Raw genomic sequence first — 24,259 nt, forward strand, 5'->3', positions numbered from 1 at the left:
CATCGATATAAGTCAAGTTGTCCAATTCGCTCAATGTGGGGTAAAATTGCAACAGGGCTGTGGTCGTTTTGGGGGAGAGGGAAATGCCCAAACTTGGTGTGCGCTTCATGGGATTGGTTGCCGCAGGGCTTGTGCTGGCTTCTTGTGATTCTTCGGACGGTCTGGTCGGCACGGATACCCTCGGTTCGACCGACGAGTTCGCGACGGGCGAAGGCTTGATCGCCGATCGCGACAGCCTGCCCGGTGCGAAGCTTTATGCAGAAAACTGCGCTTCCTGCCACGATGGCAGCGTACCCAAGGCGCCGCATTTCCAGTGGCTCGAAATGATGTCTCCCGCTTCTATCGTCGCAGCCCTGACCAATGGCGTGATGGCCGAACAGGGCGCCATGCTCTCCGAAGACGACAAACTGCGCGTGGCCGAGTACATCACGCGCGTCGACCTCTCGGATGGCCTGCCCGAAGTTCGTTATGCAGCAAAGTGCGAGGGCCCGGCGGCTCGCTTTGATCGCGCCAAGCCTGCTATTGCCACCGGATGGGGGCATGATACGCGCCGCTTCGTCCCGGCATCACTGGGCGGGCTCGAGGTCGGCGATATCCGCGACCTCGAGCTGAGATGGGCCTACGCGTTCCCCAACGCCACCAAGGCGCGCTCGCAGCCCGCGATCGGCTATGGCGCGGCGTTCGTGGGTAGCGACGACGGGACGGTCTATGCCTTCGATCTGGAAAGCGGCTGCGCGCGCTGGACCTTCAAGGCTTCTGCAGAGGTCCGAACGGGTATCGTGCTGGCCGATGGCACAACACCGATGCTCTACTTCGGTGACCTCACAAGCAAGCTTTACGCTGTGAACGCACTGACCGGCGAAGAACAATGGTCGCGCCGCATGGACGACCATCCCAGCGCCACGCTTACAGGGACGCCGGCTTTCCATGAAGGAACGCTGTTTGTGCCGGTCTCCTCGCTCGAAGTGGTGCCTGCGGCAAACCCGAACTACGAATGCTGCACCTTCCGCGGCCATCTCGATGCGATCGATGCGAAGACTGGCGAGGTGAAGTGGCAGTTCTGGGCCATCCCGGAGGAGCCCAAGCGAACCGAGAAAGACGGCAAGGCCAGCTATGCTCCTTCTGGCGCGCCGATGTGGACCAGCCCGACTATCGATGCGGAGCGCGGCGTTCTCTACGCAGGTACAGGAGAGAACTATTCCTCGCCTGCCGACGGGAATAGCGACTCCATCTTTGCGATCGATCTCAATACCGGGCGGCGCGCCTGGCATCGACAGACCATTTCGGGTGATGCGTGGAATGTCGCCTGCATGATGGAGGACAATCCCAACTGCCCACCGGAACGTGGTCCGGATTTTGACCATTCTTCGTCACCGCTGCTGATCGATATCGGCGGCGGCAAGCAGGTACTCGCGGTGGGACATAAGAACGGGATGGTCTACGGGCTCGATCCCGATGCGAACGGCAAGTTGCTGTGGGAGACGAAGATCGGCCGCGGCAGCATCCAGGGCGGGGTGCACTGGGGTATGGCTGCCGAAGGCACCACCGTTTACGTCCCGATCAACGATATGAACAACACGCGCAATGGTGAGCCGCTCGATCCGAAGAAAGCGCGCCCGGGTATGCATGCGGTCGATGCGCGGACTGGCAAGAAGCTGTGGAGCCAGGTGCAGAAGGATGTCTGCGGCGATGAGCGTCCGTTCTGCGATCCGGGCGTGTCCGCAGCAGTAACAGCGATCCCCGGAGCCGTGATTGCAGGCCATATGGACGGCTGGATCAGGGCATATGATCGCAAGAACGGCAAGCGCTTGTGGGAATTCGACAGCGCGAAACCGTTCGAGACGGTCAACAATATGCCCGGCCGCGGTGGCAGTATGTCTGGGCCGGGAGCGGCAGTTGGTGACGGCTATGTCGTAATCAATTCCGGTTACGGGCTCTACAGCCATGAGGCCGGGAACGTGCTGCTCGTGTTCGCGCCGAAGCGCTGACGCGGTAACTCAGCTCGCGAAATCCTCCGGCCGGTCGAAATCGGCAAGCAGCGCCGCATCGCATGCGATGCTTTCGGAGCCTTGGAGCAAAGCGCGTGCGCCAGCGTCGCCTGCTAGGTTCAGGAGAGCATCAAAGTACTGTCGAGCAAACAGCGCAGGAACCTGAAGCCGACCTTGATTTGCAGTGGCAATGACTGCTCCGACCCCGGAATCGAAAGCATTGAGCATCGCGGAGTAATGCCTGCTCGGGACCAGCGGCATATCGGCCAGAGCAATCAGGCAGGCATCGATGTCGCGATCCTTTAGCGCGCCGACTCCAAGCGCAATGGAGTGTGATTGGCCGCGCTCAGGTCCATGATTTTCGATCACGGCAAATGGATGCGCGAATAGCGAAGCGTTTCCAGCGCTCGTGACCACGAGATGTGCCGCGAAGGGTAGGGCGGAAAGCGTTTGCGCCGCATGCTGCGCCAAGGGCTTGCCGCGCCATTGCTCTGCCAGCTTGTCCGATGTGCCAAACCGTTCGGACCGACCAGCCGCTAGCAGGATCAATCCCACGCGATCGGCAGCAATCACCTTGTGCTTGCCCGCATGTTCGTGAATATATCGATATCGATAGGTCTTGGCATTCTTGCGGACATGCCATAGGTTTGCGAGTAACACGAGCAGGGAAAAAGGGAGAGCCTCGCGATGGGCACGATTTCGCTTGAAGTGAACGGCAAGCCGGCGACGCTCGATGTTCCCGATAACACGCTGCTGATCCATGCTTTGCGCGATCATCTGCGGCTGACCGGCGCACACCTGGGATGCGACACCAGCCAGTGCGGTGCCTGCACGGTCCATGTGGATGGCAATGCGGTAAAGAGCTGCGCCATGCTGGCGGTGCAAGCCGAGGGGCGCAGCGTCACCACAATCGAAGGGCTGGCAGAGGAAGGCGAGCCGCTGCACCCGATGCAGCAGGCCTTCCATGATAATCACGGGCTGCAATGCGGCTTCTGCACGCCGGGCATGGTAATGGTGGGAATCGATATCGCTAGGCGCCACGACACTCTCGATCCGGCCACCGTGCGCGAGGAACTCGAAGGAAATCTGTGCCGCTGCACCGGTTACCAGAACATCGTCGCATCGATTGTCGAAGGGGCGGGCAAGATGGAGACCCAGCCATGAATATCGCAGCGACAGGTGTGAAATTCGGCCAATCGGTCAAGCGGCAGGAAGATGGCCGCTTCTTGCGCGGCAAAGGCAAATATGTCGACGACATGATTCTGCCAGGCCAGCTTTATGCCGCCTTCGTACGCTCGCCCATGGCGCATGCGCGGATCACAGGGCTGGACCTGGAGAGCGCCGCCGCCATGCCTGGAGTGAAGCGCATTCTGACCGGTCAGGAATTGGTTGATGCAGGGCTGCCTGAACTGCCGTGCGGCTGGGCGATCACTTCGCGCGATGGCGAACCGATGAAAGTCGGCGTGCGTCATGCCTTGTCGGTCGACCGGGTGCGCTATGTTGGTGAGCCTGTCGCGCTTGTCGTCGCCGAAACACAATCGCAAGCCCGCGACGCAGCTGAGGCGGTAATGGTCGATTACGATGACCTGCCCGCATCGGTCGACGTGCTCGATGCCACTGCGGATGACGCGAAACTGATTCATGATGAGATCGCGGGCAATCTCGCCTTTGACTGGGAACTGGGCGATGAGGCCGCGACTGAGACGGCTTTCGCCGGAGCGACGCACCGGATTGCGCTGACGCTGCGCAACAACCGGCTTGTTCCCAATGCGATCGAACCGCGTGCGATCAACGCGCAATGGGACCGATCTGCCGAAGAATTGACCGTCTACATGACGCACCAGAATCCGATCGGTATGCGCATGTTCTATGCCGCCGCATTTGGGCTGGCATCGGAGCACAAGCTAAGGATGGTGTCGCCCGATGTCGGCGGCGGCTTCGGCTCCAAGGCGCACAACTACCCTGAGGAAGTGGCGGTGACTTTTGCTGCCAAATTGGTCGATGGTCCGGTCAAATGGACTGCCGACCGTAGCGAGGCCTTCCTTACCGATGCGCATGGCCGCGATCATCTGACCGATGTCGAACTGGCGATGGATGCCGAGGGGCGGTTCCTGGCGCTGCGCGCCGATACGCAGGCCAATATCGGGGCCTATCTGTCGAGCTCGGGCTCGCTGGTCCCGACTTACATGTATGCGACCATGCTCTCGGGCCAGTATGCGATCCCGGCGATCCATGCCCGGGTACGGGCGGTCTATTCCAACACCTGCCCGGTCGATGCCTATCGCGGAGCGGGACGGCCCGAAGCTGCCTATGTGATTGAGCGGATCGTCGACGTTGCCGCTCGCGAGCTGGGCATCGATCCGGCGGAGATCAGGCGGCGCAATTTCATCCGCGAGTTCCCGTACCAAACGCCGGTGGTCTACGAATACGATTCGGGCGATTACGAGAAGACGCTCGATGCCGCGTTGGAACTGGCCGATTACGGCGGTTTTGCAGCGCGCAAGGCAGAGAGCGAGGCGCGAGGAAAGCTGCGCGGGATCGGTGTGGCCGCGTATGTAGAAGCCTGCGGGATCGGGCCTTCGGGCAAGCTCGCCAAGCTCGGCGGCGGAGCGGGCATGTGGGAATCGGCCGAAGTGCGCGTGCATCCGGTCGGGACCGTCGAGGTGCTCACCGGCGCGCATTCGCACGGGCAGGGTCACGCGACGACTTTCGCGCAAGTGGTGTCAGACCGCTTCGGCGTGCCGATCGAGAATGTCTCGGTGGTCCAGGGCGACACTGCGCGGATTCAGGCGGGGACTGGCACCTATGGCTCGCGCGCTTCGGTCGGCATGTCGGCGACATTGCGCGCCTGCAACCAGATCATCGACAAGGGCAAGAAGATCGCCGCGCATCTGATGGATGTCGATTATGATGCGGTCGAGTTCGAGGACGGGTTGTTCTCGAGCAAGGACAGCAATGTTACTATCGCGTTCGCCGAGATGGCCTTTGCCGCACATGCAGCATCGGGCTTCCCGACCGACGAGATCGAGCCGGGACTGGTCGCGACAAGCTTCTTCGACCCGCCCGAATTCACTTATCCGGCAGGCGTTTACGTGTGCGAAGTCGAGATTGATCCCGACACCGGAACAGTCGAAGTCGCCAGCTTTTGCGCCGCCGATGACTTCGGCAATGTCGCGAACCCGATGATCGTCGAAGGGCAGGTCCACGGCGGGGTGACGCAGGGGATCGGCCAGGCTTTGTGGGAGAATGCGCTTTACGATTCCGACACCGGCCAGCTGATGTCGGCCAGCTTCATGGACTACGGCATGCCGCGCGCAGGCGGTGTCCCCGATTACAAGCTGGTCTTCAGCGGCGTCCCTTCGCCGAGCAATCCGCTTGGCATGAAAGGCTGCGGCGAGGCGGGAGCGATCGGATCGCCGCCCGCGATCATCAACGCCGTCTGCAATGCGCTCGGCGTACGCCATGTCGATATGCCCGCGACGCCGGAGAAGATTTGGCGACTCTGCCAAGAAAGGGAGGCGAGCTGATGTACGAGTTCACCTACCGCCGCCCCCCCTCGCTCGAAGAAGCAAAAAGGTTGATTGCCGAGGAGGATGGACAGGCGCTGTCGGGCGGACAGACGCTGATGCCAGTGTTGCGTGCACGGCTTGCGATGCCGAGCACTCTGGTCGACTTGACCCGTCTCGAAGAGCTCAAGGGCGTTAGCCTTGAAGGCGATCGAGTTGTCATCCTCGGCGCGACCACCCATGCGGAAGTGGCGAGCAATCCGTTGGTGCGCGAGCATTGCCCGGCGCTTGCCGCGCTTGCAGGCGGGATCGGCGATCCGCAAGTCCGCCATCGCGGCACTATTGGCGGCTCGGTCGCCAACAATGATCCGGCGGCCTGCTATCCCAGCGCGTGCCTCGCTCTCGATGCCGAGATTCGTACCGATCGGCGCAACATTGATGCGCGCGATTTCTTTACCAGCATGTTCGAGACTGCGCTTGAGCCGGGTGAACTTGTCACAGCCGTCAGCTTCCCGAAGTGCCGCAATGCGCATTACGAGAAGTTTCCCAACCCCGCCTCGCGCTTTGCACTGATCGCGGTCTTCGCCGCGAGGCTGGGCGGCCAGACTCGGCTCGCTGTCACCGGCGGCGGAACCGGCGTGTTCCGCTGGCACAAGGGCGAACAGGCAGCCGATACTGGCGGGGATCTCGCCTCTGGAGTCCTCGACGAGGCACACTTCACTGGCGATCTCCACGCCAGCGTCGAGTACCGGATGCATCTCACACGCGTGATGGCGCAGCGCGCGCTCGCGACCATCGGCTAAAAAGGACCGAAATTCATCATGGAAATCAAGGGTTCATACCATCTTCCCTGCGACCCGCAGCGCGCGTGGGAAGCGCTCAATGATCCTGAACTGCTCAAGAGCTGTCTCAAGGGCTGCGAGCGGCTGGAAAAGACTGCGGATGACCGTTTCGAAGGCACTGTCCAGGCCAAGGTTGGCCCGGTTAATGCGCGTTTCAGCGGTTCGCTCACACAAACCGATGTCGAAGCGCCCAATCGATGCACCATGGTGTTCGAAGGGCAGGGTGGTGTCGCGGGATTTGCCAAGGGTTCGGCCGATGTAAAGCTGGATGACGCTGATGGCGGGACGCAGCTGTCCTACGTTGCCGATGCCAAGATCGGGGGTAAACTGGCGCAGATGGGCGCGCGCCTGGTCGAAGGGACCGCGCGTTCGATGGCGGAAGATTTCTTCGGCAAGTTTTCTGCTGCACTTGGTGCGGAACAGGGCGGCGAAGCTGCGAGTGCAATGCCCGCACCCGAAGAACTTGCGGCCGGTAACGCGCAAGCGACGCCAGTGACCGAGGCAAACACAAAGCGCGTCTGGCTTATACTGGTTGCGCTGCTTATCGTGGTGCTGGCCATCTACTGGCTGGCGTGACACAAGCGCGCCCGTGTTCGACACACTGCGCATCCTTTCCTTCCTGCAGGACTCTCTGAAGCGGGGACGGCGCGCTTGCCTCGTCACGGTCACCGACGTCACCGGCGCATCGGTGCGCAATCCCGGGGCGCACATGGGCGTCAGCGAAGACGGCATATCGTGCGGATCGCTATCGGGCGGATGTATCGAGAAGGCAGTAGTGGGAGAAGCGCTCAAGGCCATCGCAGCGGGCGCGCCCCACCGGATCGCCTATGGCGCTGGAACGCCCATCATCGACATAAGGCTACCCTGTGGCGGGCGGGTCGATCTGTTGTTTACGCCGCTCACCGAAGCGCAAATCATCGACGCTCTATTTGAGCGGCTCGAAAGCCGTCAACTCGCTGTTCTCGCATTGCCGAGCAACGCGGCTGCGCCGCAATTGCGCGAAAGCGGCGAAACGGGTTGGGAGGACGAAAACTTTATGGTGCGTCATCACCCGCCTTTGCGGTTACTTGTCGCCGGGCATGGGGGAACGGTGGAGGCATTGGTGCGGCAAGCCGGCGCCCTCGGCATTGCCTGCCAAGTCGTTTCGCCCGATCCGGATATCATCGCCGCGCTGGAGCCGACCAATGCGCAGGCCCGCCTGCTTTCGCGGTTGGGCGAGCCTCTCGGCATAGAATGCGACGCGTGGATGGCGGCGGCATTCTTCTTCCATGACCATGATTGGGAGACGGACCTGATGGCAGAAGCACTCGCTTCCCCCTGTTTCTATGTCGGCGCAATGGGAAGCCTTGCTACGCATGAGAAGCGCATGGAGTTATTGCGCACTGTGGGCGTTTCGGAGAGCGCAATTGCCCGGATTGCCGCGCCGATAGGGCTGATCCCCTCTTCTCGCGATCCCGAAACGCTCGCGCTTTCGGCGCTGGTGGAGGTTGTTGACAGCTACAACGCCGAGATCGGAGCGCAGTTCAGTCGACAGAGAGCTTGAAGCTCTGCAGCGCTCGGTCTGCGCGTTTGAGCGCGGCGCGGACGGTTTCAATATTCTCGTCACCAATCGAATCCACTAGCAACGCCACGACCTGTTCGCTGAGCTTATTGGCCTGCAATGCGACCTCGCGTCCTGCGTTGGACAGGGAAACCATGCGCACACGTGAATCCTGCCTGCCTTGTTCGCGCTCGACATAGCCCAGCTTCTCGAGCCGCTTGATCTGGTGCGAAATGGTCGATTGCGGCAGCGCCATCAGCTTTACGATCTCCCCTGCCGGCATCGGGCCATGCTCCAGCACAACCACCATCATGCGCGACATGATAAGATCAACACCCCAGGTCTGGAAATAGGGATTGCAGACCCGCGCCATCTGCGCGTTCAACCGATGGGTCAGGAAGGAAATGCGATCCATCAGCGGCGGCAATGCGATTCTGGCATCGGTTTCGGTCATCAAGTTATCCTGCCCTGTTATTCTCAATTTTGCCCAAATCCGGATAGCGACCCAATAGTGGCATTAGCAACGCTGCAACAGCGAAGAATACCGCTGCGACCATAAAGCTCGCATCGTAACTGCCGGTACGGTCGTAAACCGAAGCAAAAAGAAATGGCGCTGTCGCGCTGCCCGTTGCCAGCGCTGCATAGGCGAGGGCGTATATCTTGGAATAATGCGCCAGCCCGAAATAGCGCGCCGTGAGAAATGCGAGCAAGTCCAGTTCGGCACCAGCTGCCAGACCAAGCAGCGCGCAGGTGACAATGATCACCACCGGATCTGTCGCGTCCCGCAAGACAAGACATGCGAGCGCGGGCAGCAGGAGGACAACCATTGCTACACCGGGAGCCCAGATGCGGTCGACGATGAATCCCACAAGCACCCTGCCGGGAATCATGGTGATCCCGATCGCGCCGGCGAAGGCCGCAGCTGCCTGGGCCTCGATCCCGCGATCGATCAGGGCCGGAACAAGGTTGGTCAAAGTTCCCGAAATCGCCAGGTATCCCAACAGGATGGACAGGGCCAGCACCCAGAACCTGAAGTTGCGGAGAGCTTCCCCGACGGTCGAACCGTAAAGGTTTGAGGCGCCGCTGCCGCCAGCGGACCTAGACGGATCCGGATGAAGCCAAAGATATACCAGCGGCAGGGCAATAATAATGGGCAGGAGCGCAGCAGCGCGCAGGGCCAGTCTCCAATCGCCGATCTCGACCAGCGCGACGATGAAGCTGGGAAGGAGTAGCGCAACCAGTGCTGTGCCGACCAGAGCAAGCCCAAGCGCCGCGCCTCGTGCCTTCTCGAAATTGCCGGAAACCACTCGTGACCAGAGCACGGGATTGGTCCCCGCTCCAAGTATCGCGCTCAAAGCATAGCCGGCATAGAAAACCTCAACCGTGTGTGCCGTAGAGGCGATGAAAAGTCCCAGCGAGACACCGAAAATCGAGGGAATCGCGACAATTCGCGCGCCCCATCGATCGATCATCCAACCGGTTATAGGCGCTGTGAGTGCGCCGAGACCCGAACTGAACAGGATCGCCAACTGGATGTCGGCCCGGCTCCACCCCAGATCAGCCTCGATCGGGCGAGTGAGCGGGCCGATAGTATAGAACGGCAGGGCAATAGCGCTAAGGCCAACGCCCACGGCGCAAGCGACCAACAGCCGCCAGCCGCCGCGTAGTTCCTGCCAGCCTGCCGCACTACTCAAGGAGTATCACCGAAACGAAGCGTTGCTTCGCCAAGGCCTGGACAGGAGAGGTGGTAGGTTGCCGGAGTTTCCATCGGAATTGCAGGGCCCATCGCGCCGGTGAGGATGATCTCGCCCGGCTTGAGCTGCCGTCCGCACCGGTGCGAACTCTCGATGAACCATCGGTAGACTTCGAGCACGCTGCCAAGGCAAGCGGAGGCTCGACCCTCGCTGATACTCTCGCCATCGCGAGTCAGCACCATCGCGGTATCCTCAAAGTCGGCCTCGCTTGGAGCGATAGATTGCTGCGAGCGCATCACCCAGCCGCAGCAGGCGTTGTCGGCTATCGCTCCACCGATGGCGCGCGGCCATCCATGAAAGCGGGAGTCGGCCACTTCGAAAGCCGCGCTGACCGAAGCGAGCGAAGCGATCAGTTCGTCATCGTTTGCACCGGGCTGTGGAACCGTGCCAATTTCAAGCAGCATTTCGCCCTCGATCCGCGGGCTGATTGTATCTTGAGATGACAGCGTAGCGCAATCATACAGCAAGCTATCGGCATAGATCACACCGACCATCGGCTCGTCGGCGCCGAACAGGTCCATCGCGGGCTGTGATGTGAGGCCAAGCTTCCAGCCGATCGGCTTGCGGCCCCCGGTGACGAAGGCTTCATGTAGCGAAAGTTGTATCGCTTTCCCTTGATCGACATCGGGAGATGCGGCCAACTCGCTTTCTCCCGGTATCGGCTGCCGATCTGCCCAGGCTTCGCGCAATTTGGCGGTTATCTGGCGGTATTTCACCTCCATCTCCCTAGATCTCGATCGCGAGCTGTTGCCCGTCCCAATGCTTCGCGGCATCGGTAACTGCTTGATAAAATTCGTAGAGCGATTCGTTTACACGGTAAATCTCGACCATATGGCCGAGCGTGGCGACGGTATCGATATAGGCTGCACCGCGCTTTTCTGGGGTGACCAGCTCGGTCGCGACCTGGTGGCCCTGTTGGCGGTAATGATCGATCATTGCATTGTAATCGCTTGGGAAAATCGCAACGTGATGAAGCCCTTCTTTTTCCGGCGAATACATGTCGCGAAAGGCGGAGGGGTTGTCGCAATGCTGCATCACCAGTTCGATCTGTATCGGCCCTGCCTGGACATGTGCAGCGCTGATGTCGAGCGATGTCGAAGCGCCGCGATAAGTGACTGGAGTTAAACCAATATGCCGCCTTATGAGGAATGGTCCGACACCCAAAAGCTTGGCAAATCGCGGCATCGCCTCATCAACATCGGCCACGTGATAGGCGTTCTGAACGAAGTATTGTCTGTCCGGTGTGCTCGAAGGCGGTCGCAAGTGCCAATCCCTTTATATCGAAATCGATACTTCACCCCGGCAGCGTTTGATGTCAATAAGGACAGGTGCCGGAAGGGGATGGGCAGTGACACAACATCAGGGTGAGGAGACGCGGGAAACTGTCGTTCGCGCCTTTATCGACGCGTGGACTGGTCCCGATCTCGACCGGGTTTGCGCGCTGCTTGGCGAGGACATTCACTACCACAACATACCGATGGAACCGCTGTCCGGTAAGCCTGCGGTCGAGGCCTACTTGCGAACAGCGGGCCCGTTCGAGGAAAGCGAATGGGAGTTGCGACACATCGCTTCCTCGGGCGAATATGTGCTGACGGAGCGTGTTGACCGAATGGTCGTTGGGGGGAAACGGATCGCATTGCCGCTGATGGGAATCTTCCAGGTTTCAGGCGGGCTCATCCGCGAATGGCGCGACTATTTCGATCTCGCCATGTATCGCAGCCAGATGACCTGAATGAGGAACCGCCGATGAGCCTGTCTGACGCTAAGGTTATCGACATCCATGCCCACGCTGTGCTGGAGGAAACATTCGGCACAGCGGGCGAGTTCGGTCCCGAATTGACCGATGAGGAGGGAGTTCCGGTCTTCCGCATCGGCTCCTACAAATTACGAGGCGTGAAGTATCGCGGCAGTGCCTTCATGGACCCCGAATTGCGCGTCGCCGCGATGGATCGTGCCGGGATCGACTGGCAACTGCTTTCGCCTAATCCGCTGACCTATTTCCATTACATTCCACCGGCCGAGGCGACTGATTTCTGTCGTAGGCACAACGACACCATGGCCGAGCTTGTGGCGTCGCGTCCGGATCGTTTTGGCGGTGCGGCCGCGCTCCCAATGCAAGACGTGCCCGCCGCCATCGCCGAATTGCGCCGGGCGGTGGCCGAGCTGGGGCTCAAAGCTGCTTATATCGGTACCGACATGCCGCATGGCCTCGATGATCCGTGCTTGGATGCCTTCTACGAGACCGTGTGCGAGCTCGATGTGCCCTTATTCATCCACCCTGCGCCAGCTGGGATCGATGGGCCAGCCGCCAGTCCGGCGCTCTCGAAATACGAGCTCGACATCATGCTCGGCTTTACGATGCAGGAATCGATTGCGGTGGCGACGCTGCTGTTTGGCGGGGTGCTGCATCGCCATCCCACGCTCGACATCTGCATCAGCCATGGCGGCGGGGCGGTGGCGTTAGTGTGGGGTCGGCTCGAACATGCCGCCCACAAGCGGACCTGGGGCCCTGACCACCTGAAGCAGGACGGTGCCTTTGCCGAACAGCTTGGGCGGCTGTGGTACGACATTCACATGCATGATGACCGCGCGGTTGAGCTGTTGGTCGAGCGGGTCGGGATCGACCGGCTCGTATACGGCACCAATTTCGCGGGATGGGATGCACCGGAAACATTCCGCGTACCGACAATGGATGTACCGCTGGCGAACAATGCCAGGAGATTGCTGAGAGGATAGTTCATGAAAGAAAATCGCAAGAGCAACCCGATCCTGTCGAGCAGCAACCGCCTCAAGCTCGGTCTGTTCGGACTCAATGTCTCGAACGGCTGTTCCATGGTGGAGGATCCCGCCACTCTCGATGTGACGTGGGACGAAAGCAAGCGCATCGCGCAGACCGCGGACCGGCTTGGATTCGAGGCGATCATTCCGGTCGCGCGGTGGAAGGGGATGGGCGGCAAGGTCAACTTCAACCACCGCAATTTCGAGACCTTCACCTGGGCAGCGGGACTTTCTGCGGTGACCGAGTATTCCTCCATCTTCGCGACCTTCCACGTCCCCACCGTCCACCCGGTCCGTGCGGCGAAGGAGGTTGCGACGATCGACCATATTTCCGGCGGCCGCTTCGGTCTCAACATCGTGGCGGGCTGGAACTACAAGGAGATCGCGATGTTCGGGCTGGAGCAGCGCGAACATGACGAGCGCTACGACTATTCCGACGACTGGATCGAGATGTGCAAGGCGCTTTGGACACGCGATGAGCCGTTCGATTACGACGGGCCTTATCTACAATCATCGCAGCTCTATTCGCAGCCCAAGCCAGTTCAGCGGCCCTGGCCGGCGCTGATGAGCGCGGGTAACAGCGCGCGGGGCCAGGAGTTTGCGGCGCAGCACACTGACGTCAATTTCGTCGTCGCGCAGGATATCTCTAAGGCGGGCGAGATAGCGGCGCGCGGGCGGGCGCTGGCGAAGGACAAGTTCGGACGCAAGATGCAGGTCTTCGGCCAGGCCTACGTGGTCTGCCGCGAGACCGAGAAAGAGGCGCAAGACTATATCCGCGAGGCGGTCGAGAAGCGCGGCGACTGGGAAGGGGTGCGGAACCTGCTCGACGTGCTGATCCCCAATTCAAAGAGCGCGCTGGGCGACGGGTGGGAAGCAATGGCCTCAAACCTCATCGCCGGTTACGGCGCGATTCCGCTTGTCGGGACGAAGGAACAGATTGTTGAGGGGCTGGTGAAGTTCGCTGACGCGGGCCTCGATGGATTGACGCTAAGCTGGATCGATTACGACGCGGGCCTTGCTCAGCTCGAGAGCGAGATCCTCCCGCTCATGCAGCAAGCGGGTCTGAGGGAGTAAGGCGATGCGCGCGATCGAGGGAATGTCGGTTCTAGTCACAGGCGCAAGTTCGGGCATCGGCGAAGAAACCGCGCGTTACCTCGCGTCTCAGGGGGCGAGGGTGACCGCGACTGCGAGGCGGCAAGATCGCCTTGATATGCTGGCCGAGGAGATCGGCCCAAATTGCCGGGTAGTGGCAGGCGATGTCACCGAGCAGGCGGATCGCGAGGCCATGCTGGCGGCGGCCCTCGAACATGGCGGCGGGCTGGAGGCGCTGGTCAATAATGCCGGGGCAATGTTCCGCCAGCCGGTCGACAGCTACACCGAAGAGCATTTGCGGCAGGCCTTCGACACCAATGTCATTTCGGGGATGATGCTGTCGAGCATGGCGGTGCCGCATCTTGAAAAGAGCGAAGGGTCGATCACCTTTATCGGCTCTACCCATACGCGGCGGGCCTTTGCCGGGGCGAGCCCCTATGCCACCACCAAGGCTGCGGTCGAGGGGCTGACGCGGGTGATGGCGGCGGAGCTTGGCCCCCGTCAGGTGCGCGTCAATTGCATCTTGCCTGGCGCGGTCATTACCGAACTCAACACCAGCGCTGGGGTGATGAAGCCCGAGGATATCGAGGAGCGTTATGCCGCGATCGCGCGCGAACATGTGCTCGGGCGGATCGGCACCGCGCGCGAGCTTGCCGAAGGCATTGAGTACCTAATCCGCGCTGAATGGGTCACAGGTGTGGCGCTGGAAGTGGACGGCGGGATCGGGCTTGGCGCCTCCGCCGGGGTGGCAACCAAACCGAAGTGATCAGATCCCGCGCGTAACGCCGAGGCCCATGCCGCCATCGACCGTGAGGCTCGCGCCGGTGGTGAAATCGCTTGCCATGAAATAGGCGACTGCCTGCGCGATGTCATCGCCTTCGCCCAGCCGGTCGATTGTCTGGATCGTATTGAGTGTCTCGTAGCGCGCCTTCGCTTCTTCTTCGCTTACGAGTCCCGCCCGGACATTGATTTCGGTCAGCACGCTGCCGGGGATCACGCAATTCACGCGGATGCCGCGATCTCCCAGCTCGGCTGCGTAAACCTTGGCTAGCGTTTCCACCGCCGCCTTTGTCGCGGCATAAGGGGATGCGCCGGGAAAGGCGCGCTGGGTGTGGACCGAACCGACGAACAGCACGAGACCCTTGGTCGCCGCGAGGTGAGGCGTGGCCAGCCCGGTCAGCATCATCGCGCCGACCACATTGGCGTGAAAGATGGCGAGCAGTTCCTGCTCATCGAGCTCCTCCACCGGCCCGCGCACCATGTTTCCGGCGTTGTTGAACAGGCAATCGAGCCGACCACCCGCGAAATCTAGTGCAGCTTCGATCATCGCCGCGCGATTTTCCGCGACCGTCACATCGCCCGCAATGCCGTTGCAGCCGAGCTCCGCGGCCTTTTCGGCGATCCGGTCTGCACGGCGGCCGGTTATGGTAACCTTCGCGCCGCGCTCGGTTAGATACCGGGCAGTCGCTTCGCCCAAACCGGAGCCGCCGCCCGTGATCAATACGCCTTGTTCTGCGATTTCACGCATTGTCAGTCCCCTTCAGCCATTCGAGCTGTGCAGCAATCAGCTCGCGGTGCCCGTTCGCATTTATCGAACGCGCGTCATGCCCCAGCGCATCGACTGCAACGCGCCCTTCGCCAAATTTCCGCACCCACGCGACTGGTTGTGGCCCTTCTTCGATCTCGCTTGTAGCGATTACTTTGCAATCATCTCGCGGATCGAGATTGTGGTATGTTTCATCGATCAGTTCAAACTCCTCTGGACCCGATGACATTCTTGTGCCCGCCTCGGTCAATTGCACTTTGATCTTGCCCATCGGTGGATGGTGCGAACGGCCCCAGGTCCAGCCTCCACCCATCACATCGTGCCAGCGTGGCTGTGTGTCGAAACAGATGGTCGAGACATGCAAGACAAACAGCCGCCCGCCGCTTGCGACATAGTTCTCGATCGTGTCCATGTGATTCTCGGGAAGCTGATAGGCATACTCAGCGCGGTCGGTGGCGTATTTCTCATGCTGGGTCATGCTCCAGCGGAGCGAATTGACAGCGAGCAAGTCGGGCGGGCCAGAAAGCGCCGATACGGCAGCGTCGATATCATCCTCGATAAGGGGATCCCAGCCCGCCTCGACAATCAGTTCACAAAGCGCCGGCGAACTCTCGCGAAATGGATGCGAGTAGCCCCCGCTCAGGATCAGGGCATTGCCGCCCACTATTCGCGCGGCAGGTTCTTGAGAACGGCGTTAGTGACGCCGCCATCCACCACCAGATCGTGGCCGTTGATGTATGCGCCCTCGGGAGAATCGAGGAATGCGACGGCATTGGCGATATCTTCCGGTGTGCCCAGGCGGCCCAGCGGCACACCGTTGCTGCGCGCGGCGCGAACTTTTGGGTCGGCATAGATCGGTGTCGACATCCCGCCATCGATGAATCCGGGTGCGATTGAGTTGAAGCGGATTCCCGCCTCGCCATATTCGAGCGAGAACTGCCGCATTAGTTGTTTTACCCCAGCCTTACTCGCCGGATAAGCGCCCGAGCCTGGACCCGGGCCATATGCGTTGATCGATGTCAGCGAAATCACATGGCCGCTGCCGCGTTTTTCCATACGGCGAACTGCAGAGCGAGTGGCCCAGAACACGCCCATCAGGTTTATTTCGATGGTTGTGCGAATGTCCTCGTCACTTTGGTCTGCAAGTTGGCCGAAGCGCACGATGCCAGCGTTATTGACGAGGAGATCAGGCGCGTCACCGAATGCATCGAAGGTGCTTTCGACAGCTTGTGGATCGCATACATCGCAAGGAAGCGCAGTGGCTCCGGCGATCTCCGCGCAGCGCTCCTTAACAGCTACTTCGTCGCGATCGAGGATGCCGATACGATAGCCTGCACCGGCAAGCCGAGCTGCTATGCTGGCACCAATACCGTTGGCGCTGCCGGTCACTATGGCGCTGCGGCTCATGCTTGTTCCTTTGCAAACTGGATCGGGTAGCGTCCCCAATTGGGTCGCTTGGTTTTGGTGTCGGGGGCCGGTGGATCGCCCGGTACCTTGCTGGCTCCCAACTCGAGAAGCTTAATGACGATCAAAGGGACGATGCCGAATTGCGCTTTCTCCGGGTCTGTTCCCGGCTTGGCCAGCAGGCCACCGTCGAGTTCCCGCCCGAGGCAGGTGTGGACGCCGATGCCGAACGCGAGGCCCGAGCGCATGACGCCAGTGGGGACATCGCGATCGGGATTGAAGCTGCCTGCATCCGAGCCGAAGATTTCCTCGCTCCGATTGGCCTTGAAAAGGTCAAGCTCGATCCGGTCGCCTTCGGGCAATTCTCCCGCGCCGGAGACCTGCATCGGGCACATGGTCTTGCGCCACGCTTCGGGGCTTGCCGGGTGAAGGCGCAGGCTTTCATGGACGCAATGCTGGATGAAGACCGGATCCTCCAACCGCTCCCAGCGGGCGGGATTTTCACCGGCCCAGGCGAGGATCTCGTCGAGCGCATGGACCACCGAATTGGCGGTCGAATGCGATCCCGCCTGCATATAGAACCCAATCTCGCGTAGGCGCTGAGCATCGTCGAATTGCAGCTCGTCCTGCGCCCGCAAGATGACAGTGAGCACATCGCGCGGAAGCGTATCCTCTGACGCATCGCCGCATTCGACGGCATCGATCAGTGTTTGCCGCCGGGCAATTGAAGCCTGCAGGAAATCGCGGTCAAATTCCGACAGCGCTTCGCGTACTTCCTGATTCAGTTCATCCTTATCGCGAGTTGAGTGCACCATGGTGGCGCCTTCGCTCATTTTCTTGACAAGCCGGATAAGCTGCTCGCTCTCCTCAGCCGTCTTTTCCGGCCGATCGACTCCGGCGAAATCGGCGGTCAGGTTGACTGTGAGCCGGTAGCCAAGCTCGATCAAATCGCCTCCCCCTGCTGACAGATAAGGCGCGATAGTTTGCGCTAGTGTGGCAGGGAAAACCTCTTTCTCGTAATATTTGAAGAAATTGCGGCGGAAGACCCTGATCTCGATCTCCCGCCGGCGGATATGTTCTTCGCTGTGCAGCACGAGCAGCGTGCCGCCGGTTATGACTTCACCCGCATCATAGAGCGCCTGCCGCAAGCCGGTATTGCGCAGCGCGGCCTCGCAATCCTTGTAATCGGACAGCCGGTGGACCTGCATCAAATCAGCGCCTCTTCGGGTTTGAAAACGACGGGATACTCCGACCATGTGATGCGCGTTATGGTCTCATCCTTTTTGGGAGTGCCGTCCGGATCACGCTGCACGCCGTAGCGGAGCAGGGATTCGACGATGAGAGGGACCGTACCATATTGATGGCCTTCCGGTGTGGAATTGGGTCGGGGCTCGACTCCGATGGCAAGATTGCGGCCGATGCAAGCATGCATTCCGTAGCCCATGGAAAGGCCGTAAGGCGTCTTGCCGCCCGAAACTTCGCGGTGCGGGTTGTAGCTCTCAGGATCAACGCCGAAGAGCTCGGGATTGCGGTTTGCCTGCCGCATATTGACCACCACCTCATCCCCTTGAGGCACTTCGTCACCTTCCGCCAGCGTGACTGGGCAGAGCGCGCGGCGCTTGGCGACCGGGCTGGAAGGATGGAGGCGCAAGCTCTCGAATACGCAGCGCTGGATGAAAAAGGGGTCATCCTTGAGCAGCGTTTTGTCCTCTGGATGTGCGTCGAGCCATTCGAACAATTCGTGCATTGCATGGGCGAGCGAGTGGATCGTCGTGTGCGCGCCAGCGAGCATGTAGAAGATGCCTTCTTGCAGGAATTGCTCGTCGGTCATCTGCAGCTTTTCCTGCCCGAGGATCAGAGCCATCAGCACATCGTCAGGCAGGTCTTCCTTCGATGACTTGCCTGCCTCGACGTCGGCGAGCAGCGCTTCGCGGCGGCGGCGTGATGGCAAGAGAAAACGTTCGTCGAACTCCGCCATCGCTTTACGAATACGTGCCTTCTTCGGCTCGACATCGTCTTCGAGCGATTGCCCGAGGGCGGGTGCAAGGCTGAATTCCTTGAGCAAACGCAGCAGTTCGCCGGTTTCCTCATGGCTGCGCTCGGGGCGGTCGATCCCGGCGAAATCGACCGTAAGGTTCATCATCACGCGGTAGCCGATATCGACCAGGTCGCCGCGCCCTGCCTCGAGGAAAGGCCGGATCGTTTCATCGAGAGTGCGTGGCAGGAAATTCTTCTCGTAATGGAGGAACACGTCCTTGCGGAAGATCGTACCTTCAACCAGCCGACGCGCGCGGTGTTCTTTGCCATGGAGGTTCACCAGGACATCGCTCATCATCAGCGCGGCCGCGTCATAGAGCGATTGCCGCAAGTCGGGCTGCTTCAATGCGTGGACGCAGCCATCATATGTCGTGACTTCGTGTTCGGACATCACTTCCAGCCCAGCGTGGTTGCACGGGTTGCGGGGAGGGTTGAGTAATTCGATACCCTCCATGAGGGGAGCGGGGTGCGCTCCGGAAGCGGCGTCTCGATGTCGATCCTCTGGCCTTCCTTGAAGATATGCTTCATGCCACCGGGACGGCCGAGCAGGGTTACATCCGTAGTGACGTCGCCTTCGACCACGATCACATCGGCAATGCGGCCTTTTTCCAGCGTCCCGAGCCGATCCTCCATTTTAAGCGCGCGCGCGCCTTCGCGGGTGGCGCAGATCAGTGCCTGTTCCGGGGTCAGGCCCATGTTCTCGACAAAGACCTGAAGCTCGCGCCAGTGCCATTCCCCATAGGGTGTGATCGAGAAACCGCTTTCGGTACCGCACATGAATGGCACTCCCGCATCATAGGCGCGCCTCAACTGGACCGAGCTTTCCTCGATCTCTTTGGCAAACAGATCTTTCAGGAAAGCGCTTGATCCGATTTTGTCTCCGTGATCTGCCAGCACTGCCTGGAACGTCAACGTGGGGACTATCGGGGTCTTGTGCTCGATCACGGTCTCAAGCGCCTCTTCGTCCATATAGGTCGCATGCAGGATCATGTCGAAACCCGCGCGCGCGGCATCGCGGGTGGAGGAGGCGTTGCGGCAATGGCCGGTAACCGGAAGACCCAGCTCATGCGCGGTATCGACGGCCAGCTTAAGCTCGTCGTAATTCCAAACCTGAATTTCGCCTTCGCCGCGCTGACGCGGGATCAGGCCGGTGACGTGAATCTTGATCCAGTCGACCCCGCGCTTGGCCTGGTTGCGGATTTCGGTGACAATTTCGTCCTTGGTGCGCGTGACCTTGAGATAACCGATTGAGCCCTCGTCTGGGACCAATATGCCAGCCGTCCCGCCCACCGAGGTGAATAGTGCGTTCCCGCCGCAAGTCATGCGCGGTCCCTCGCAGACCCCACCTTCGATCGCGTCGCGCACATCAAGCGAGACACTGAAGATGGTGTCCGCATCGAACAGGCTGGTGACGCCGGATCTGAGAATCTTGCGCACATTGTGGGCTGCCACGATGGCCGAGAGACCTTCGCGCCGATGGAAGAAGAGTTCGTCGTTCGAATGCGGTTCATCAAAGCTTATGTGGCAATGCGCGTCGATCAGGCCAGGCATCACAGTACAGCCGCTGACGTCAATACGGGTCACGTCGTTTCGACCCTCAGCCCAGTCGAGTGCGGCCTGCCCGGTCGCAGCAATTTCTCCGTCAAAAGCTATCGGCTGTACGCTGGCACTGGCGCCGGTAGCGTCAAAAACCAGACCGTTCTCGATCAAGGTAGCGCTGTTTTGTGGTGACATTCTTCTCAATCCCTCAACGCGTTTATATCGACATCGATATATTTTGCAACTAGCATTAGGAGACGCGCTTGCCCACGCCTTTGCCATATACACCAATATCGATTATAACGATATCGATCTATATTCGGCTAGTCTTAGTGTTTGACGACAGGCCGCCGTGAAATCTGACAACGGGAGAGAGCAATGACTATCATGAAAAGCAATGTTTCGGGTCTCTTAGCAGGTGTTTCGCTTTCGATGGTGGCCGCCGTCCAAGGCGTCCAGGCACAAGAAACCGACAGCGATACTGCATCTCCCGCGCGCAGCGGTGAAATAATTGTCTACGCACAGAAAAAGGCGGAATCGGTGCAAGATGTGCCCGTATCCGTTACTGCCGTCTCCGCCGAGACGATCGCCAACAGCTTTTCGACCGACCTGACCGACATCGGCTTTATTGCGCCCAATGTGCAGCTCCAGGGAGTGAGCACATTCCCCGGTTTTGCCAACTTCTCGATTCGTGGGCTCGGCAACAGCACCAGCATCCGTACGCTCGACCCTTCAGTCAACGTGGTCCAGGACGGTATGGTCTTGGCAACACAAATCGGTGCTGTGCTTGACCTATTCGATGTCGAAGCGGTCGAAGTGCTGCGCGGGCCGCAAGGCGTTTTCCAGGGGCGCAATACCACAGGCGGTGCGGTCCTGCTTCGCACCGGAAAGCCGAGCAATGTCTTTGGCGGCAGTTTTCGTGCTGGCTACGGCAGCTATGATACCTACAGAATCGAAGGCATAGTCGAGGGTCCGCTCAGCAACCAGTTGAGCGCCAAGCTGGCGGTTCAATACAAGCATTCCGACGGCGCCTTTAAGGACAAGAACGGTGGATTCTTTGCCGTCGCGCCGCAGAACCCTTCCGGAACGCAGCCGGACAACCCGATGGTTGATCAGCCCGGGCAAGACAGCATCTTTATCAAGCCGACCGTGACTTTCGACTCCGGCGCCGGTTTCGATTTCACTGTCTATGGCCAGTATTACAAGGATAATGGCGGCGGCACGGCATCACGCATGTTCCTCGGCGATGGCGCGCCCGGCACCACCGTCGCTCAGTTTGGATACACGCCGCCGGAAGATCCCTATGAAATCAATCACGACCTGATCGGTGATAGCCGCACCGAGAGTTGGCACGTGATTGGCGAAGGCAATATCGATGTCGGCCCTGGTGTGCTGACCTCGATAACCGCTTTTCGCGACCTTAGTTTCGACTCCTCGCTGGATGTCGACGGCACACCGTTCCTGCTGATTCATTTCCCGGATAACGAGGAAGGCGCCGACCAGTTCACACAGGAACTTCGCTATGCAGCGGATATCTCCGACAGCCTCGATTTTCTGGTGGGTTTTTTCTACATGAAATCGGAAATGAACGTCATCGAAAGGCGCGAATTCAGTGGCCTTACGGCAAGGCGTGCGCATACCGATTTCAATTACATCCAGTCCGATTGGACGCAGGAACAGGAGTCGGTTGCCGGTTTTGCCAACTTCAACTTTAAGCCCACGCCCGAAATCACACTGTCGGCCGGCGCCCGCTATTCGTGGGAGAAGAAGGAGCTCGACATTTCGCCTCTTGCGGGCTGTGCCGGGCCAGGCTTCACCAATTGTTCGACCACGCGGTTATTCTTGGAAGATAGCTGGACCAATTGGTCACCGCGCGCCGGAATTGAGTATGAACCCAATCCCAACCTGTTAACGTATTTTACCTGGACACGAGGCTATCGCAGCGGGAACTTCAACGCCCGCGCATCTTCGCTAGAGACGATCGCTGCGGCAGATCCCGAGCAGGCAGATCAGTTCGAATTGGGTCTGAAGAGCGATCTCGCCAATGGTGCAGTGCGCTTGAACCTGGCTGCATTCTGGACCGAATACGATGAGATCCAGCGCGTGACCAACGAAGCCAGTTCGACCGGTCAGCCGGTCCAGCGACTGCGCAATGCAGCGAGCGCGACGATCAAGGGCCTAGAAGCGGAATTCACGATCCAGCCCAGCGATAACTTCTGGATTGACGGAAGCCTCGCCTGGATCGATCCGGAGTTCAACACCTTCACCGGCCTCGATCTTGATGGCGATGGGGTCGTCTCGCCTGCGGACGAAGCCGCAGCAGCGGAACTCGATTTTGACCGGGTCCCCAGCTACACAGCCTATATCGCCGCGAACTTCCAATTCGGGGTAGGGGGCTTGCCAGGCGAATTTACCTTCCGCCCGAGCTTATCGTATCGCAGCGGGTTCCCGACCGATGTCAACAATTCGCCAATCTTCTTCCAGGAAGCGTATGAGCTCGTCGATGTAAGCCTGCGCTACGAAACCGGGCAATATCGCCTCGCGGCTTTCGCTCGTAACGTGTTCGACAAGCATTACGCAGATATCCTGAGCCCTGCGTTTAACGCGCAGGCTTTTGGCGGTGCGCCCGTGAGCTGGGGAATCGAGTTCGGCTACGATTTCTAATAACTCCGGATTCCGGTCCGGTTTCACTTATGGGAAACACTGTCAGACCAGACGCGCCTAAATGACGGTAGAGTGGCGCAGGGTTGGGCGAAAGCATGCCCAGCCCCAAGAAGCCAGTCAGCGCGTGTCGCACATTCCACTCATAGCCCGGGGTCAGCCGCTCCGGCTGATTGGCGAAACCCCATAGTATGAGGCTCGAGCAGGCTTGGGAACACGCCTAAAATAAGCGTGTTAGCGTTTGACTGGCATCAACCCGGAATCTCTATGGCTATTGCCCGGTTCGCTGCAGATTTCCCGAACACTGCGCTAGGCTGAGAATCGTAGTCGCAGCCACACGCGATCGTTAGCGTCGAATTGGCCAATCAACCCGCGATTACTTCCCCAGATGTAGTCCAGCCCGGCCTCGACGCGCAGCGCGTCCGACATCTGCCACGTTAGGCTCGGGCGGAAAGTTCCGTCACCGTCGCCGAGAGATGTGATGAGCTCTGCCGAACCGCGCAGGGTATCGTTGATCCAGGCTTTCTGCAGTCTCAGGGTTGAGATCACATCGGTGTTAGGGCGAACGAGATCTCTTCCGCGGATATGATCGACGCCGATCTGTGCGTTTAGGAAAATACCCCCGCGCAGTGTCCAATCCAGGCCCACGCCGCCGAGTACACGGTCACGTCGTTCGATCCGCAGGAGCCCGTCTTGAAAATTGACTGGCTGATCAGGCACCCATGCCAGTTCGGCACGCCAGACTTGAGCACCCGAACTCATCTGCCAGTTGAGACCGAGGAGGCTGCGATCCGGATAGATCAGTCTTGCTCCTGTCGAATCGAGAGCGATCAACGGTTCTGTTTCGGGCCCGTGAAAACCCAGTAAGGTGAGATCGCTTGCACCAGAGGGCCGCGTGATCCGCAGGCCAAAGGTGGGTTGCTTGGAAGCATCGATGGTCAGTGACGGCAAAGGAGCGTTCATAGGCAGTCCGCCGCGAAATCGGGGCGCGGTGACGGCAAAGGGGTCTCCGAACTGTGCCAACTGGTCGGCTGTGCCGTCGATGATGAGCGCGGCATCCCAGCGCAAGCCGAGCCCGTCTGCCTCCGCACGTGCTCCCCAGCGCGAAATTCGATCAGGCCGCTGCTCTATGAATATGGATTCTTGTCGGCGAGAAGGATCAAGCCGATCGGTCACTTGAAGGCCGTCGAGCACGCCCCAGGCAAATACCTGCTTACCAAAAGTCAAGCGCGAACCGCCTTCGCGCCAAGTGATTACCGCTTCGTCTATCTCAAGCCGCGCATTCGAGCCGAGCGTGACAGGACGCGACATCGGCGCGAAGGTATCGCGGGTTCCCAGCCTCGCATCATCGTCGATGGCTTCGACGCGAAGTCCAATGTTCGCATTCCATTGGCCAGGCAGGCTGATACGGGCTTCAGGGAAGATCCTTATCGAAGTTTGATCGGCATCCTTTTCGCTAAGACCGATCACCGAGGTCTGGACGACTTCAAGCCGCGGCTCGGCTTCGATATCCTGAGCCGTGACGACAGATGGCGCTGCGACGAGCGCCATGGCGGAAATCAACTTGCGCAT

At 60.0% G+C, this 24,259-nt stretch carries 23 protein-coding genes; 11 read left to right on the forward strand and 12 right to left on the reverse strand.

Annotated elements, in window-relative coordinates:
- The first annotated feature begins 83 nt into the window (after positions 1-83).
- A complete protein-coding gene (locus ACEWMW_RS07905) occupies positions 84-1,988 on the forward strand; it encodes an outer membrane protein assembly factor BamB family protein (protein ID WP_409413336.1) in 1,905 nt (634 codons plus the stop codon).
- 9 nt (positions 1,989-1,997) lie between these two features.
- Here ACEWMW_RS07905 and ACEWMW_RS07910 read toward each other — a convergent pair whose 3' ends face one another.
- Positions 1,998-2,648: a nucleotidyltransferase family protein gene (locus ACEWMW_RS07910; RefSeq protein WP_409413337.1), complete on the reverse strand. Its 651-nt coding sequence runs from the start codon at positions 2,646-2,648 to the stop codon at positions 1,998-2,000.
- A gap of 27 nt (positions 2,649-2,675) precedes the next feature.
- On the opposite strand from ACEWMW_RS07910, the gene ACEWMW_RS07915 reads away from it, so the two are divergent.
- The 5 genes from ACEWMW_RS07915 to ACEWMW_RS07935 are packed head-to-tail and all read left to right on the forward strand — an operon-like array spanning position 2,676 to position 7,879.
- Positions 2,676-3,152 carry a (2Fe-2S)-binding protein gene (locus ACEWMW_RS07915; protein ID WP_409413338.1) on the forward strand — a complete coding sequence of 159 codons (477 nt, stop codon included), beginning with the start codon at positions 2,676-2,678 and terminating at the stop codon, positions 3,150-3,152.
- Positions 3,149-5,515: a xanthine dehydrogenase family protein molybdopterin-binding subunit gene (locus ACEWMW_RS07920; RefSeq protein ID WP_409413339.1), complete on the forward strand. Its 2,367-nt coding sequence runs from the start codon at positions 3,149-3,151 to the stop codon at positions 5,513-5,515. Before ACEWMW_RS07915 ends, ACEWMW_RS07920 begins: the two co-directional genes overlap by 4 nt.
- Positions 5,515-6,297 (forward strand): FAD binding domain-containing protein, encoded by a 783-nt coding sequence (locus ACEWMW_RS07925; RefSeq protein WP_409413340.1) that lies wholly within the window; start codon positions 5,515-5,517, stop codon positions 6,295-6,297. The genes ACEWMW_RS07920 and ACEWMW_RS07925 overlap by 1 nt, the downstream gene beginning before the upstream one ends.
- Positions 6,298-6,315: 18 nt before the next feature.
- Positions 6,316-6,912: a CoxG family protein gene (locus ACEWMW_RS07930; protein ID WP_409413341.1), complete on the forward strand. Its 597-nt coding sequence runs from the start codon at positions 6,316-6,318 to the stop codon at positions 6,910-6,912.
- Between the two features lie 13 nt (positions 6,913-6,925).
- Entirely contained in the window at positions 6,926-7,879 is a 954-nt protein-coding gene (locus ACEWMW_RS07935; RefSeq protein ID WP_409413342.1) for an XdhC family protein, read from the forward strand.
- Here ACEWMW_RS07935 and ACEWMW_RS07940 read toward each other — a convergent pair.
- From ACEWMW_RS07940 to ACEWMW_RS07955, 4 genes are read right to left on the reverse strand one after another with little or no spacing between them, the layout of a single operon-like run.
- Positions 7,860-8,330, reverse strand: coding sequence for a MarR family winged helix-turn-helix transcriptional regulator (locus tag ACEWMW_RS07940; RefSeq protein ID WP_409413343.1), 471 nt, complete (start codon positions 8,328-8,330; stop codon positions 7,860-7,862). The two genes, ACEWMW_RS07935 and ACEWMW_RS07940, sit on opposite strands and share 20 nt — an antisense overlap.
- A gap of 4 nt (positions 8,331-8,334) precedes the next feature.
- The gene (locus tag ACEWMW_RS07945) at positions 8,335-9,570 is read right to left on the reverse strand and encodes an MFS transporter (protein ID WP_409413344.1); all 1,236 of its coding nucleotides are present in this window, start codon (positions 9,568-9,570) and stop codon (positions 8,335-8,337) included.
- Positions 9,567-10,346: a 2-keto-4-pentenoate hydratase gene (locus tag ACEWMW_RS07950; RefSeq protein ID WP_409413345.1), complete on the reverse strand. Its 780-nt coding sequence runs from the start codon at positions 10,344-10,346 to the stop codon at positions 9,567-9,569. Before ACEWMW_RS07950 ends, ACEWMW_RS07945 begins: the two co-directional genes overlap by 4 nt.
- Positions 10,347-10,356: 10 nt before the next feature.
- Positions 10,357-10,893 (reverse strand): VOC family protein, encoded by a 537-nt coding sequence (locus tag ACEWMW_RS07955; RefSeq protein ID WP_409413346.1) that lies wholly within the window; start codon positions 10,891-10,893, stop codon positions 10,357-10,359.
- An 85-nt stretch (positions 10,894-10,978) separates the two neighbouring features.
- Between ACEWMW_RS07955 and ACEWMW_RS07960 the strand changes: the two genes are divergently transcribed.
- Genes ACEWMW_RS07960 through ACEWMW_RS07975 form a run of 4 tightly spaced genes read left to right on the forward strand, consistent with a single transcriptional unit; the run spans position 10,979 to position 14,266 of the window.
- Positions 10,979-11,362, forward strand: a complete 384-nt coding sequence (locus tag ACEWMW_RS07960) for a limonene-1,2-epoxide hydrolase family protein (protein WP_409413347.1) — start codon at positions 10,979-10,981, stop codon at positions 11,360-11,362.
- 14 nt (positions 11,363-11,376) lie between these two features.
- Positions 11,377-12,366 carry an amidohydrolase family protein gene (locus tag ACEWMW_RS07965; RefSeq protein ID WP_409413348.1) on the forward strand — a complete coding sequence of 330 codons (990 nt, stop codon included), beginning with the start codon at positions 11,377-11,379 and terminating at the stop codon, positions 12,364-12,366.
- Positions 12,367-12,369: 3 nt separating this feature from the next.
- On the forward strand, positions 12,370-13,482 hold the full coding sequence (locus ACEWMW_RS07970) for an LLM class flavin-dependent oxidoreductase (protein ID WP_409413349.1): 1,113 nt from the start codon (positions 12,370-12,372) through the stop codon (positions 13,480-13,482).
- A gap of 4 nt (positions 13,483-13,486) precedes the next feature.
- On the forward strand, positions 13,487-14,266 hold the full coding sequence (locus ACEWMW_RS07975) for an SDR family NAD(P)-dependent oxidoreductase (protein ID WP_409413350.1): 780 nt from the start codon (positions 13,487-13,489) through the stop codon (positions 14,264-14,266).
- Here the strand turns inward: ACEWMW_RS07975 and ACEWMW_RS07980 are convergent, their stop codons facing one another.
- The 6 genes from ACEWMW_RS07980 to ACEWMW_RS08005 are packed head-to-tail and all read right to left on the reverse strand — an operon-like array spanning position 14,267 to position 20,221.
- Positions 14,267-15,028, reverse strand: a complete 762-nt coding sequence (locus tag ACEWMW_RS07980) for an SDR family NAD(P)-dependent oxidoreductase (protein ID WP_409413351.1) — start codon at positions 15,026-15,028, stop codon at positions 14,267-14,269.
- Positions 15,021-15,710, reverse strand: a complete 690-nt coding sequence (locus ACEWMW_RS07985; protein ID WP_409413352.1) for a ThuA domain-containing protein — start codon at positions 15,708-15,710, stop codon at positions 15,021-15,023. The genes ACEWMW_RS07980 and ACEWMW_RS07985 overlap by 8 nt, the downstream gene beginning before the upstream one ends.
- The gene (locus ACEWMW_RS07990; RefSeq protein ID WP_409413353.1) at positions 15,710-16,453 is read right to left on the reverse strand and encodes an SDR family NAD(P)-dependent oxidoreductase; all 744 of its coding nucleotides are present in this window, start codon (positions 16,451-16,453) and stop codon (positions 15,710-15,712) included. The genes ACEWMW_RS07985 and ACEWMW_RS07990 overlap by 1 nt, the downstream gene beginning before the upstream one ends.
- Positions 16,450-17,658 (reverse strand): cytochrome P450, encoded by a 1,209-nt coding sequence (locus tag ACEWMW_RS07995; protein WP_409413354.1) that lies wholly within the window; start codon positions 17,656-17,658, stop codon positions 16,450-16,452. The genes ACEWMW_RS07990 and ACEWMW_RS07995 overlap by 4 nt, the downstream gene beginning before the upstream one ends.
- Positions 17,658-18,878: a cytochrome P450 gene (locus ACEWMW_RS08000; protein WP_409413355.1), complete on the reverse strand. Its 1,221-nt coding sequence runs from the start codon at positions 18,876-18,878 to the stop codon at positions 17,658-17,660. Before ACEWMW_RS08000 ends, ACEWMW_RS07995 begins: the two co-directional genes overlap by 1 nt.
- Positions 18,878-20,221 (reverse strand): metal-dependent hydrolase family protein, encoded by a 1,344-nt coding sequence (locus tag ACEWMW_RS08005; RefSeq protein WP_409413356.1) that lies wholly within the window; start codon positions 20,219-20,221, stop codon positions 18,878-18,880. Before ACEWMW_RS08005 ends, ACEWMW_RS08000 begins: the two co-directional genes overlap by 1 nt.
- 183 nt (positions 20,222-20,404) lie before the next feature.
- Between ACEWMW_RS08005 and ACEWMW_RS08010 the strand changes: the two genes are divergently transcribed.
- On the forward strand, positions 20,405-22,690 hold the full coding sequence (locus ACEWMW_RS08010; RefSeq protein WP_409413357.1) for a TonB-dependent receptor: 2,286 nt from the start codon (positions 20,405-20,407) through the stop codon (positions 22,688-22,690).
- Between the two features lie 306 nt (positions 22,691-22,996).
- Here ACEWMW_RS08010 and ACEWMW_RS08015 read toward each other — a convergent pair whose 3' ends face one another.
- Positions 22,997-24,259: a hypothetical protein gene (locus ACEWMW_RS08015; RefSeq protein WP_409413358.1), complete on the reverse strand. Its 1,263-nt coding sequence runs from the start codon at positions 24,257-24,259 to the stop codon at positions 22,997-22,999.

Source organism: Litorerythrobacter xanthomarinus, from assembly GCF_046254955.1.
Taxonomy (GTDB): Bacteria; Pseudomonadota; Alphaproteobacteria; order Sphingomonadales; family Sphingomonadaceae; genus Qipengyuania_C.